13 protein-coding genes are annotated in these 12,601 nt (G+C 65.5%); 3 read left to right on the top strand and 10 right to left on the bottom strand.

Annotated features, from left to right (window positions below; translation table 11 throughout):
• Nucleotides 1-4 precede the first annotated feature (4 nt).
• The 3 genes from cheY to ToN1_RS17720 all read left to right on the top strand — a co-directional run bounded on the left by cheY (nt 5) and on the right by ToN1_RS17720 (nt 3,292).
• On the top strand, nt 5-406 hold the full coding sequence (cheY, locus tag ToN1_RS17710) for a chemotaxis response regulator CheY (protein WP_018991156.1): 402 nt from the start codon (nt 5-7) through the stop codon (nt 404-406).
• Nucleotides 407-440: 34 nt separating this feature from the next.
• The gene (gene cheZ / locus ToN1_RS17715; protein ID WP_169206275.1) at nt 441-1,307 is read left to right on the top strand and encodes a protein phosphatase CheZ; all 867 of its coding nucleotides are present in this window, start codon (nt 441-443) and stop codon (nt 1,305-1,307) included.
• 95 nt (nt 1,308-1,402) lie between these two features.
• Nucleotides 1,403-3,292 carry a chemotaxis protein CheA gene (locus tag ToN1_RS17720; RefSeq protein ID WP_210147853.1) on the top strand — a complete coding sequence of 630 codons (1,890 nt, stop codon included), beginning with the start codon at nt 1,403-1,405 and terminating at the stop codon, nt 3,290-3,292.
• 81 nt (nt 3,293-3,373) lie between these two features.
• On the opposite strand, the gene tal is transcribed toward ToN1_RS17720, so the two are convergent.
• The 10 genes from tal to ToN1_RS17765 form a co-directional block, all read right to left on the bottom strand.
• The gene (gene tal, locus ToN1_RS24830) at nt 3,374-4,450 is read right to left on the bottom strand and encodes a transaldolase (protein WP_244860818.1); all 1,077 of its coding nucleotides are present in this window, start codon (nt 4,448-4,450) and stop codon (nt 3,374-3,376) included.
• 75 nt (nt 4,451-4,525) lie between these two features.
• Nucleotides 4,526-5,356 (bottom strand): pseudouridine synthase, encoded by an 831-nt coding sequence (locus tag ToN1_RS24835; protein WP_425305821.1) that lies wholly within the window; start codon nt 5,354-5,356, stop codon nt 4,526-4,528.
• The gene (gene cysK, locus ToN1_RS17730; protein ID WP_169206276.1) at nt 5,353-6,330 is read right to left on the bottom strand and encodes a cysteine synthase A; all 978 of its coding nucleotides are present in this window, start codon (nt 6,328-6,330) and stop codon (nt 5,353-5,355) included. Before cysK ends, ToN1_RS24835 begins: the two co-directional genes overlap by 4 nt.
• Before the next feature lie 60 nt (nt 6,331-6,390).
• Nucleotides 6,391-7,335: a CysB family HTH-type transcriptional regulator gene (locus tag ToN1_RS17735; protein WP_169206277.1), complete on the bottom strand. Its 945-nt coding sequence runs from the start codon at nt 7,333-7,335 to the stop codon at nt 6,391-6,393.
• The gene (locus ToN1_RS17740) at nt 7,332-8,420 is read right to left on the bottom strand and encodes a sulfate/molybdate ABC transporter ATP-binding protein (RefSeq protein ID WP_169206278.1); all 1,089 of its coding nucleotides are present in this window, start codon (nt 8,418-8,420) and stop codon (nt 7,332-7,334) included. Before ToN1_RS17740 ends, ToN1_RS17735 begins: the two co-directional genes overlap by 4 nt.
• Nucleotides 8,417-9,337: a sulfate ABC transporter permease subunit CysW gene (cysW, locus tag ToN1_RS17745; RefSeq protein WP_169206279.1), complete on the bottom strand. Its 921-nt coding sequence runs from the start codon at nt 9,335-9,337 to the stop codon at nt 8,417-8,419. Before cysW ends, ToN1_RS17740 begins: the two co-directional genes overlap by 4 nt.
• The gene (gene cysT / locus ToN1_RS17750; protein WP_169206280.1) at nt 9,337-10,173 is read right to left on the bottom strand and encodes a sulfate ABC transporter permease subunit CysT; all 837 of its coding nucleotides are present in this window, start codon (nt 10,171-10,173) and stop codon (nt 9,337-9,339) included. The genes cysW and cysT overlap by 1 nt, the downstream gene beginning before the upstream one ends.
• 80 nt (nt 10,174-10,253) lie before the next feature.
• Nucleotides 10,254-10,682: an RBBP9/YdeN family alpha/beta hydrolase gene (locus ToN1_RS17755; RefSeq protein ID WP_244860819.1), complete on the bottom strand. Its 429-nt coding sequence runs from the start codon at nt 10,680-10,682 to the stop codon at nt 10,254-10,256.
• A gap of 31 nt (nt 10,683-10,713) precedes the next feature.
• Nucleotides 10,714-11,724, bottom strand: coding sequence for a sulfate ABC transporter substrate-binding protein (locus tag ToN1_RS17760; protein ID WP_169206281.1), 1,011 nt, complete (start codon nt 11,722-11,724; stop codon nt 10,714-10,716).
• Nucleotides 11,725-11,894: 170 nt separating this feature from the next.
• Nucleotides 11,895-12,482, bottom strand: coding sequence for a superoxide dismutase (locus tag ToN1_RS17765; protein ID WP_169206282.1), 588 nt, complete (start codon nt 12,480-12,482; stop codon nt 11,895-11,897).
• Nucleotides 12,483-12,601: the final 119 nt, after the last annotated feature.

Consider the following 12,601-nt stretch of genomic DNA (forward strand, 5'->3'; position numbering starts at 1 on the left):
AAGAATGTCCGACCCCAAGATGAAATTCCTCGTCGTCGATGATTTCTCGACCATGCGCCGCATCGTGCGCAACCTGCTCAAGGAGCTGGGTTTCACCAACGTCGACGAGGCGGAGGACGGTGCGGTCGCGTTGCAGAAGCTCAACAGCGCGCCGTTCGACTTCGTCGTCACCGACTGGAACATGCCCAACATGGACGGGCTGACGCTGCTGCAGACCATCCGCCAGACACCCCATCTGCGGCACCTGCCGGTGCTGATGGTCACGGCCGAAGCGAAGAAGGAAAACATCATCGCTGCGGCGCAGGCCGGGGCCAGCGGCTACATCGTCAAGCCCTTCACCGCGGCGACGATGTCCGAAAAGCTGGAAAAAATCTTCGAAAAAATGGGCAAAAAGGCCACCGCCTGACCGGCGGGAAAAGAAACGATCAGGGAGGCCGATAATGGCGAAGAAGCTGAAACAGGACGAGGTCGGGGATTCGGACGAACTCCAGGCCTTGTTCGACAGCATCGCGAACACCCAGGCGCAGCCAGCGCCGGCGGCGCGGCCTGCGCCCGCGCCCGCCCCTGCTGCGTCGGGCGATTCCGGCGGTGATGACGCCGAACTGCAGGCTTTGTTCGATTCCGTCGCCGCGGATTTCGAGGCCGGCTTCGTGGCCACAGAGCCCGCCGCATCAGTCGCCCCGGCCGCTCAACCTGAGCACAGTTGCGACGCGGTGTTCACGCGAATCGGACAGATGACGAGACAAGTTCACGACACCCTGCGCGAACTGGGCACCGACGACGGTCTGCAGGATGCGGTGCAGGCGATCCCCGATGCGCGCCAGCGGCTGACCTACATCGCGCAGATGACCGAGCAGGCGGCGAGCCGTGTGCTCAATGCGACCGACATCGCCCAACCAATCCAGAATCGCATCCAGTCGGGCGCAAGCGACCTGCACTCGCGTTGGGACAGGCTGTTCGCGAACCAGCTGTCGGTCGATGAGTTCAAGGCGCTGTCGGCCGAAACGCGCAGCTTCCTCGGCGAAGTGGTTGACGGCAGCCGCGCGACCAACGCGCAGCTGATGGAAATCATGATGGCGCAGGATTTCCAGGACCTGACCGGCCAAGTGATCAAGAAAGTCGTCGAGCTGGCGCAGAAGCTGGAGACCGAACTGCTGCAGGTGCTGCTCGAGGTGACTCCGGCGGGCAAGCGCGGCGACAAGCACAGCGGGCTGATGAACGGCCCGGTCGTCAGCGCGGAAGGGCGCGACGACGTGGTCACGACGCAGGAACAGGTGGACGACCTGTTGGACAGCCTGGGCTTCTGATTGGCCGTCCCGGCGATGCCGGGCCGGCCAATCCGGATGACTGGGCCGGTGAATGCAAGGGGCCGCCGGCCCGCAACAAAGATAGCGAGAATGCGATGAGTGACTTCGCCGGAATGGAAGACCTTCTTCAGGATTTCCTGATCGAGGCGGGAGACCTGCTCTCCGGTGTCGACAACAAGCTCGTGGATCTGGAGCGCTCGCCCGACGACCGCGGCCTGCTCAACGAGATCTTCCGTGGCTTCCACACGATCAAGGGTGGCGCGGGCTTCCTCAACGCGACGGAACTGGTCACGCTGTGCCATCTGACTGAAAATCTGTTCGACAACCTCCGCAACGGTGAACTCGCCGTGACGCCGGAGATCATGGATGTGATCCTCGCCGCGACGGCCACGGTGCGCGACATGTTTGCGAGCCTCGAGCAGGGTATGCAGCCTTCTGCAGCCGAACCGGATCTGATCGCGCGCCTCAGGCAGGCGATCGCGGGCGAACTCGGCGCTGCCCCTGCCGCGTCGGCCAAGCCGGCGCCGGCTGCAGCGGTCAGCCAGACGGCTGCGGCCGGCGCACCCGACTGGGAGCTGCTGCATGGCGTCGTCACCGGTGTGGCGCGCGTGATACAGCCAGTACGCGAAGCGGCGCCGGCGCCTGTCGTCCCTTCCGCGCCGGCGCGCCCCCCCGAGGAGATCATCAAGGCGGCGGTGGGGCGCCGCGCGAGTGACAAGCCCGGTTCGCCGGTCAGCACCGGTCGCCGCGAGGGCGAGAAGCAGCGCGACAACTCGATCCGGGTCGATACGACGCGCCTCGACCAGGTGCTCAACCTGTCGGGCGAGATCGGCCTGACGAAGAACCGGCTTAACGCCTTGCGCAGTGACATCCTCTCGGGTCGCAACGATACCGAGACGCTGCACTCGCTCGACATTGCAGTCAGCCAGCTCGATCTTCTCGTATCCGACCTGCAAAACGCGGTCATGAAGACGCGCATGCAGCCGATCGGGCGCCTGTTCCAGAAGTACCCGCGCATCGCGCGCGATCTCGCGCGCAACATGGGAAAGGACGTCGAACTCGTGCTCGCGGGCGAGGAGACGGAGATCGACAAGACGATGATCGAGGATCTCGCCGACCCGATCATCCACCTGATCCGCAATGCGGTCGACCACGGTGTCGAGGATGCGGCGGAGCGGATCGCGAACGGCAAGCCGGAGAAATCCATCGTCCGCCTCGAGGCGCGCCAGGAAGGCGATCACATCGTGATCCTCGTGGCCGACGACGGGCGCGGCATGAACGCGGAGCGGCTGCGCGCGAAGGCGGTGGAGAAGGGGCTCATCACCGACGAAGAGTCCAATGCGATGGACGAGCGGCAGAGCTTCAACCTGGTTTTCCTTCCCGGCTTCTCGATGGCCGCACAGGTGTCGGACGTGTCGGGGCGCGGCGTCGGCATGGACGTCGTGCGCACCAACATCCAGAAGCTCAACGGCAGCATCGAGATCCAGTCGCAGCTCGGCAAGGGCACGACCTTCGTGATCAGTCTCCCGTTGACCCTGGCGATTCTGCCCGTGCTGCTGGTGCGTCTGGGCGAGCAGCCCTTTGCGGTGCCGCTGTCGATGGTGCGCGAGATCCTGCCGATCGAGGCGAAGGAGGTTCAGGAAGTCGGCGGACGCGCCACCATGGTCGTGCGCGGCGAAGTGCTGCCGATCATGCCGTTGGCGGGGCTGCTCGGCTGGCCGCTGGAGCGTGCGCCGTGCTACGGCGTGCTGATGCAGACGGCGGAGATGTCCTTCATCCTCGGCATCGACAGCTTTGCGGGGCGCGAGGACGCAGTGATCAAGTCGCTCGACGACTTCCGCCCGAAGGGCGTCGCCGGGGTGACGACCCTGTCGAACGGCCAGATCGTGCTGATCCTGGACATGAAGGAGCTGCTCGGCAGCGCCGGGGACCAGCGCTGGCTCACCCGCATGTCGATGATGGCGAAGCAGGTCGCTACCGCCTGAGCGCCGGACGACGCTGAAGACGAAAAGCCCGACGGGGGATGAACTCCGTCGGGCTTTGTGTTGTGTGCCGGCTGTGCGGCGTCAGGCGGTGAGCTGTAGCAGTTGCGCGAACGCGTCTTCGAATTGCGCCAGCCCTTCGCGCTGCAGGCCTTCGCCCGCTGCGGTCATGTCTATGCCCAAGTCGTTCAGTGCGTCGAAGGCCGAGCGCGCGGTGCCGACATCCTGCGCAAGGGTCGCAGCCACCTTGCCGTGGTCGCGCAGCGCCCCGAGCGTGGCGTCGGGCAGCGTATTCACGGTTTCCGGCCCGATCAGCGGCTCGACGTAGAGCAGGTCGCTGTAGGCGGGGTTCTTCGTGCCAGTGCTCGCCCACAACATGTACTGCGGACGTGCGCCCGCCGCGCGCAGTTCGGCGAAGGCCGCGCCGTGGAAGCGTTCCTGATAGCGCTGGTAGGCGAGCTTTGCCATCGCCACCGCCGTCTTGCCGCGCAGGGCGAGCGCGTCGCCGCCGAGTTCGTCGAGCTGCTTGTCGATGAGGGTGTCGACGCGGGACAGGAACAGGCTCGCGACCGACATCACCTTGCTCACGTCCCCGCCGGCCTGGCGCAGGCGCTGCAGGCCCTGGACATACGCGTCCGCGACCGTATCGACGTGGGCGAGCGAGAACATCAGCGTGACGTTGACGCTCACGCCGCGACCGATCAGCAGTTCGATCGCGTCCAGCCCTGCAGCGGTTGCAGGCACCTTGATCAGCAGGTTGTCGCGCGCGACGGCTTGGTTCAGACGCAGGCCGGCGGCAAGCGTCCCGGCCGCGTCGTGGGCTAGGGCTGGCGACACTTCCAGGCTCACGTAGCCGGCGTTGCCGCCGCTGCGCTCCCAGCTTGGCCGCAGCATATCGCAGGCACGCTGCACGTCCGGGATCACCAAGCCTTCATAGCGCGCTTCGGCACCGAGGGGCTGCTGCTTGAGCGCAGCGAGGTCGTCCTCGTAATACCGCCCCCCGGCGATGGCCTTGTGGAAGATCGCGGGGTTGGTCGTGACGCCGTCGACGCCATCATCGGCGATCATCTGCGCGAGCTGGCCTTCGTTGAGCAGGGTGCGGGAGAGGTTGTCGAGCCAGACTTGCTGGCCCTGTGCGCGGACCTGGAGCAGGGGATTCATGGTTGGAGCCGATGTCGTGTTCATTGTCGTGAAGATTCATTGTGCACCGAATCCGTGACGGCAAGAAGACTCCGCTTATCTGCGAGTGTTGCTGGTCGCGTCCGTCGCCCGCATGGAGCTTTTCACGGCGTCGTCCCAGCCGAGCGCATCGACTACGTGGGCGAAATCGTGCGCGAGCGGGGCCGATAGATCGAGCGCTGTCCCGCTGCGCGGGTGCGTGAGTTGCATGCGCGTGCAGGCGAGCAGTAGCCGCGAGACGCCGAAGAGTTGGGCGAACAGCCGGTTGTGCCGCCCCTTCCCGAAGGTCGCGTCGCCGATGATGGGGTGGGAGATGTGTTTCAGGTGGCGGCGGATCTGGTGGCGGCGGCCGGTTTCGGGGCTGAGTTCGACCAGCGCGTAACGACTGGTCGGGTAACGGTCGACCTGATAGGGCAGTTCGGTGGTCGCAAGGCGATGAAAGCGCGTCACGGCGCCTTGCGCCGGGGCGTCCTCACTGTCGGGGCGGCGCTCAGCATCATCGAAGCGCCGCGTCAGGGGGTGGTCGATGAGGCCCTCGCCGACCGGATGACCACGCACGACGGCGAGATAGGTCTTGCGCACTTCCTGACGCTCGAAGGCACCGGACGCCAGAGCGGCGGTTTCGCGATCGAGCGCGAACAGGAGTACGCCCGAGGTTCCTTTGTCGAGGCGATGCACGGGGTGCACGCGGCGGCCGATCTGGTCGCGCAGGATCTGAACCGCGAAACGTTCTTCATGGAAATCGAGCACGGAGCGATGGACCAGCAGCCCGGAGGGCTTGTGTACCGCGACGAGGAAGTCGTCGCGATACAGGATGGGCAGGGTCTCGGTTGGCAGAGCCGCGGGGGCTGTCGCCCCTGCGGTCGTGTCCGCGAGGGCGCCGCTCAAAGTGCCGCGCCGGTCGCGTCGAACATGCCTTCGAACAGGATGGAGCTGAGGTAGCGCTCGCCCGAATCCGGCAGGATGGCGACGATGGTCTTGCCCGCGTTCTCCGGCCGCTGCGCGAGCCGTGCCGCGACGGCTGCCGCTGCGCCACACGAGATCCCCGAAAGGATGCCTTCCTCGCGCGCGAGGCGGCGGGCGTAGAGGATCGCGTCCTCGTTCGTTACCGTCTCGACCGCGTCGATCAGCGAGAGATCCAGCACGTCGGGCACGAAGCCCGCGCCGAGGCCCTGGATCTTGTGCGGCGAAGGCTTCAGCGGCTCGCCTGCGCGCGTCTGCGTGAGCACCGGGCTCGCGGCGGGTTCGACGGCAACCGACACGATCGCCTTGCCCTTGGTCTGCTTGATATAACGCGAGACGCCGGTGATGGTGCCGCCGGTGCCGACCCCCGACACGAGGATGTCGATCTTGCCGTCGGTGTCGTCCCAGATCTCGGGGCCGGTCGTTGCTTCGTGGATCGCAGGGTTAGCCGGGTTCTTGAACTGCTGCAGCAGCACGTATCGATTCGGGTCGGACGCCGCGATCTCCTCAGCCTTCGCGATCGCACCGTTCATCCCCTTGGCGCCTTCGGTCAGGACGAGCTTGGCGCCATAGGCAACCAGCAGCTTGCGCCGCTCGACGCTCATCGTATCGGGCATCGTCAACGTGATGGGGATGCCGCGCGCAGCGGCGACGAAGGCCAGCGCGATGCCGGTGTTGCCGCTGGTGGGCTCGACGATTTCCTTCCCCGGGCCGAGCAGGCCGCGCTTCTCGGCGTCCCAGATCATTGCCGCGCCGATGCGGCATTTCACGGAATAGGCGGGGTTGCGCCCCTCGATCTTGCCCAGCACGGTCGCGGGTGCGCCGTCGGTGATGCGATTCAGTTTGATCAGCGGCGTCTTGCCGATGGATTCGGCGTTATCGGTATACCAGTTCGACATATGGAGGCTCCTTGGTCCGGAAATCGGAGAATAGCAGGCGCCGGTGCGCGGTGCGCTGCCTCATTCATCGGCGCGACCGTTGCCTGCGGGGGTGATGCTGTTGCGAACCGTCATCTCGGTGAGCGTCGGTGAGCACATCTCGATGAAGCGGTAGGCGAAACCGCGCAGGTAGTGTCCGCGCCGTACTGCGATGCGCGTCGTGTTGGCGGGAAACAGGTGGCTGCTGTCTAGCTGGCGGAGTTCGCCTTCGCGCCCGGGTTGGAAGGCCATCGACGCGACGATGCCGACGCCCAGCCCCAGTTCGACGTAGGTCTTGATGACATCAGCGTCCATCGCCGACATCGCGAACTCGGGGGAAAGTCCTGCGGCGGCAAATGCGCGGTCGATGATGGAGCGTCCGGTGAAGCCTTCGTGGTAGGTGATCAGCGGGTATTCGGCGATCGCCTCCAGCGTCAGCGGCATTGCGCTGTCGAGTGGATGCCCGGCGGGCACGATCACCGAATGATGCCAGGAGTAGTAAGGGAAGGACGCCAGTTCGGCCACGTCCGCAATCGCCTCGGTCGCGATGCCGATGTCCGCCTGACCGTCCAGCACCATCGACACGATCTCCTCGGGGCTGCCCTGATGCAGCTTGAGGAGCACCCTGGGATAAACCCTCTTGAATCCGGTCACGACCTTGGGCAGCGCGTAGCGCGCCTGCGTGTGCGTCGTCACGACCGTCAGGCGGCCCTCGTCGCGATTGCTGTACTGCTCGGCGAGCCGCTTGATGTTGCCGGCGTCGAGCAGCATGCGCTCGACCATCACGACCAGTTCGCGGCCCGGGTCAGTGAGACCCAGCAGGCGCTTGCCCTTGCGCACGAAGAGTTCGACGCCCAGCTCGTCCTCGAGGTCCTTGATGTGCTTGGAAACGCCGGACTGCGACGTGAACAGCGCGTTGGCGACCTCCGTGAGATTGAAGTTGCGGCGCACCGTCTCGCGGATGATGCGTAGCTGCTGGAAATTCATGCAGTTGCTCCAGTAATGCCGTTGCGCTCGAAGACCTTGAGGTGCGAGGGTAGCAGGCGCACGGCCTGGCCTTCGGCGAGATTCTGTTCGGCGACGCGCTGCTGCGTCAGTTCGACTTCAAAATGCTGACCGCTGGCACCGTTCAGCCCGTCGAGCTCGATGCGGGCGGTGACGCCGAAGGCGAGGATGCGGGTGATGCGTGCCGCGACCCCGGCGTCGCCATGCGCCTCGGGCACGAGGTCGAGTTCGTGCGGGCGGGCGAAGGCGATGACTTCGGCGCCGGCGTCGAAGCCCTGCTGTGCGCTCGGCAGGACGTCGTCGCCGACGCGCAGCGCGTTGTCCTCGACGCGGCCGTGGAAGAAGTTCACCGAGCCGAGAAACCCATACACGAAGGGCGTCGCGGGCTGGCGGTAGACCTCTTCGGGTGTGCCGATCTGCTCCACATGGCCGCGGTCCATCAGCACGATGCGATCGGCAACCTCGAGGGCCTCCTCCTGATCGTGGGTGACGAAGATCGAGGTGATATGCAGCTCGTCGTGCAGCTTGCGCAGCCAGCGGCGCAGTTCCTTGCGTACCTTGGCATCGAGCGCGCCGAAGGGTTCGTCGAGCAGCAACACGCGCGGTTCCACCGCGAGGGCACGGGCGAGCGCGATGCGCTGGCGCTGGCCGCCCGACAGTTGCGCCGGGAAGCGGTCGGCGAGCCAGTCGAGCTGCACGAGGTCGAGGAGTTCATGCACCTTGTCGCGGATCTGCACTTCCGACGGACGTTGCCCGCGTGGCTTCATGCGCATGCCGAAGGCGACGTTGTCGAACACGCTCATGTGGCGGAACAGCGCGTAATGCTGGAACACGAAGCCGACCTGGCGGTCGCGCACATGGGTGCCCGAGGCGTCCCCTCCGTCCAGGAGTACCTGTCCGGATTCTGCCTGCTCAAGGCCGGCGATGATGCGCAGGAGCGTCGTCTTGCCACAGCCGGACGGCCCCAGCAGGGCGACCAGTTCGCCGGTCGGGAAGTCGAGCGAGACGTCGTCGAGCGCGACGAAGTCGCCGAACGTCTTGCGGATGTTTCTGACCTGAATGCTCATGATGCGGCGTCCTGATGGGCTTCTCGTGATTGCTTCCCGCCGCCGGCGCGGTGCTCGACCCAGGTCTTGATCACCAGGGTCACGAGCGCGAGCAGGGCCAGCAGCGACGCCACCGCAAACGCGGCGGCGAACTGGTATTCGTTGTAGAGAATCTCGACGTGCAGCGGCAGCGTGTTGGTCTGGCCGCGGATGTGGCCGGAGACGACCGACACCGCGCCGAACTCGCCCATCGCGCGGGCATTGCACAGGATCACGCCATACAGCAGTCCCCACTTGATGTTCGGCAGCGTCACGTGCCAGAAGGTCTGCCAGCCGTTGGCGCCGAGCACGATCGCGGCGTCCTCCTCCTCGCGGCCCTGTGCCTGCATCAGCGGAATGAGTTCGCGTGCGACGAAGGGAAAGGTCACGAACACCGTCGCGAGCACGATGCCGGGTACCGCGAAGATGACCTTGATGTCATGATCGGCAAGCCAGGGGCCGAGCCAGCCCTGTGCACCGAAAATCAGCACGTAGATCAGGCCGGCGATCACGGGCGACACCGAGAAGGGTAGGTCGATGAGTGTGATGAGGAGATGCTTGCCACGGAACTCGAATTTCGCGATCGCCCACGCGGCCGCGACGCCGAACACCAGGTTGAGCGGCACCGAGATCACCGCCGCGGTGAGCGTGAGCTTGATCGCCCACAGCGCATCCTCGTGTATCAGCGCACCCCAATAGGTTTCCCATCCCTTGCGCGATGCCTCGACAAAGACCGCTACGAGCGGAAGCAGCAGGAACACCGCGAAGAAGGCGAGCGAGATGCCGAGGATCGTCCATTTGATCCAAGGCTCCTCGCGCGTGGCCTCCCGGGATTCGAAACGGTCGGCAGCGTCGGTGTGCGCGGCGCCGGCCCAGTCGAGTGTCGCTGCGCCGGCCATCAGCGGTCCCTCCCGGTTCTCCGGGTCGTCCACGCCTGCAGGCTGTTGATCAGGAGCAGCAGCGCGAACGACACCGCCAGCATCACGACCGCGATCGCGGTCGCGCCCGTGTAGTCGTATTGTTCGAGTTTGGTGATGATCATCAGCGGCGTGATCTCTGACACCATCGGGATATTGCCGGCAATGAAGATGACCGATCCGTATTCGCCCACCGCACGGGCGAAGGCCAGCGCAAAGCCCGTCAGCAGCGCTGGCAGCAGCACCGGCAGGATCACGTGACGGAAGATCTGCCAGCGCCCGGCGCCGAGGCTGGCGGCCGCTTCCTCCAGTTCGGTGTCGAGGTCCTCGAGGACGGGCTGCACGGTGCGCACGACGAAGGGCAGGCCGATGAAGACCAGCGCAACCAGCACGCCCAGCGGCTTGAACGCCACCTGGATGCCCAGCGGATCGAGGTACTGCCCGATCCAGCCGTTCTTGGCATACAGGGCGGTCAGCGCGATGCCGGCGACCGCGGTGGGCAGCGCGAAGGGCAGGTCCACCAAGGCGTCGACGAAGCGCTTGCCGGGAAAGCTGTAGCGCACCAGCGACCACGCCAGCAGCAGGCCGAATACGGCGTTGATGGCGGCGGCGGCGAGCGATACGCCGAAGGACAGCTTGTAGCTTGCGACGACGCGCGGCGCGCTGATGACTGCCCAGAATTCCGCGGCGCTCAGGCTGGCCGTCTTGAGGAACACCGCCGCGAGCGGCAGCAGCACGATCAGCGAGAGGTAGGCGAGGGTGTAGCCGAGCGTCAAGCGGAAGCCCGGCAGCACCCGGAAGGCCCGGCTGGCGCTCATTTCGTGATGCTCCCTATGCATTTCATGATTCAAGTCTATGCGCACCGCTTGGGCCCGTTAAATAATAAAAAGCGGGCTGGTTATTCGAATTCCTGCGAAGGGGGAAGGGGGCGTGTCGGGGCGTCAGTCATGCCTGGCCGGACGGCAGTCCGTGTGCAGCAGGGGGCCGTAGCTAAGCCTTGCGCCGGCGCCTCCTCCAGCAGTCCGAGCGGACCGAAACGGGCCGGATCGGCCGGCGCGACGAGCAGCGCCGCGGCCACCCGTTCGGGCCGGTCGGCCGCGGCGACCACGCTCGCCAGGCAGCCGAAGCTGTGCGCGACGAGCCACACCGAGTGCGCCGACTCGTCGATCTCGCGCCGCACCGCCGCCGCCCAGCGCGCCAGCACCGGCGCCTCCCAATCAACGCCGCGCACGCGCCGCGCGTCCGGCAGGCGCCGTTCCAGCCACGTCTGCCAGTGGTCCGGTCCGCTGCCGTGGAAGCCCGGCACGATCAGCGTCGTGTGTCGCATGCGCGGCTCTCCGGGTATCGTGACGCGCGGCTCAACGGGTGAATATCTGGTCGAACACGCCGCCGTCGTCGAAGTGCGCCTTCTGCGTCTTAGCCCAGCCGCCGAACAGCCCGTCGATCGTGAAGGTCTTCACCTTCGGGAAGCGCGCCACGTCCTTCGGGTCGGCCAGCTCCGGCTTCGCCGGGCGATAATAGTGCTGCGCCGCGATCCTCTGTCCCGCCGGTGAGTACAGGTACTCGAGGTAGGCCTTCGCGATCTCGGTGGTGCCGCGCTTGTTGGCGACGCCATCGACAACGGTAACCGGCGGTTCGGCGACGATCGTCACCGACGGCACGATGATTTCGAACTTGTCCGGCCCCAGTTCGTTCACCGACAGGAAGGCTTCGTTCTCCCACGCCAACAGTACATCGCCGATCCCGCGCTGCACGAAGGTATTCGTCGCGCCGCGTGCGCCCGAATCGAGTACGGGCACGTGCCTGAACAAGTCGGTGACGAACGCCTTCGCTTTCGACTCGTCGCCGCCCGGCTGCTGAAGCGCGTAACCCCATGCCGCAAGGTAGTTCCAGCGCGCACCACCGGACGTCTTCGGGTTCGGGGTGATCACCTCGACGCCCGGTTTTACGAGATCGCCCCAATCCTTGATGCCCTTCGGGTTGCCCTTGCGCACCAGAAAAACGATGGTCGAGGTGTAGGGCGAACTGTTGTGCGCGAGCCGCTTCTGCCAGTCCGCCGGGATCTTGCCCGTCTTCGCCGCGATCGCATCGATGTCGTAGGCCAGCGCCAGGGTCACCACGTCCGCCTCCAGCCCGTCTATCACCGCGCGCGCCTGCTTGCCGGCGCCGCCATGCGACTGCTTGATCGTCACGTCCTGGCCGGTTTTCGCCTTCCAGTACTTCGCGAATTCGGGGTTGAACGCCTGGTACAGCTCGCGGGTCGGGTCGTACGAGACGTTGAGCAGGGTTGTTTGCCCGTATGCGGCGCCTGCGATCCCCGCGCTCAGGGCGAAGGCAATCAGGCTGCGGCGCAAGAGAGTGGATTTCATGGTGGCTTTCTCCGGTGAATTGAATTCGATGGAGAAAATCTACCGACTTGCGCTGATTACCTGAACGAAGAAAAACTGAAATGTATAGTCACAAACGACATGGCCTCCGCCCGTTGAACGGGAGGAGGCCATGCAGCCGGCCCTGTGCAGGCCGGTCAAGCCGATCCGGGTCAGGCGGCGAAGTTCTTCGCGGCGAAGTCCCAGTTGGCGAGGCTGTTCAGGAAAGTCGCGACGAAGTCCGGGCGACGGTTGCGGTAGTCGATGTAATAGGCGTGTTCCCACACATCGATACAGAGCAGGGCCTTGTCGCCGGTCGTCAGCGGAGTGCCGGCGGCGCCCATGTTGACGATGTCGACGCTGCCGTCGGCCTTCTTCACCAGCCAGGTCCAGCCCGAACCGAAGTTGCCCACGGCCGAGGTCGTGAAGGCCTTCTTGAAGTCCTCGAAGCTGCCCCACTTAACCTTGATCGCTTCGGCCAGCGCGCCCGTCGGCTCGCCGCCGCCGTTCGGCTTCATGCCGTTCCAGAAGAAGGTGTGGTTCCAAACCTGCGCGGAGTTGTTATACACGCCGCCGGCGGGGGCCTTCTTGATGATCGCCTCGAGGTCGAGGTTCTCGTACTCGGTGCCCTTGATCAGGTTGTTGAGGTTGGTCACATAGGCCTGGTGGTGCTTGCCGTAGTGGAACTCCATGGTCTCGGCCGAGATGTGCGGAGCCAGGGCGTCCTTCGCATAGGGCAGGGGGGGCAGGGTATGTTCCATTTGTTCTCCTTCCTGTTTCGTTTCAGGGTTGTCGGGGTTAAAGCCTGACTATTCTAGTCGGGATTGAGCCCCGCTGGCAATCCGGCGGGCCGTGCAGCCTGTCCGCGGGAGTATCCTGC

Origin of the sequence: Aromatoleum petrolei (assembly GCF_017894385.1) — a bacterium.
In the GTDB taxonomy this organism is placed as follows: domain Bacteria; phylum Pseudomonadota; class Gammaproteobacteria; order Burkholderiales; family Rhodocyclaceae; genus Aromatoleum; species Aromatoleum petrolei.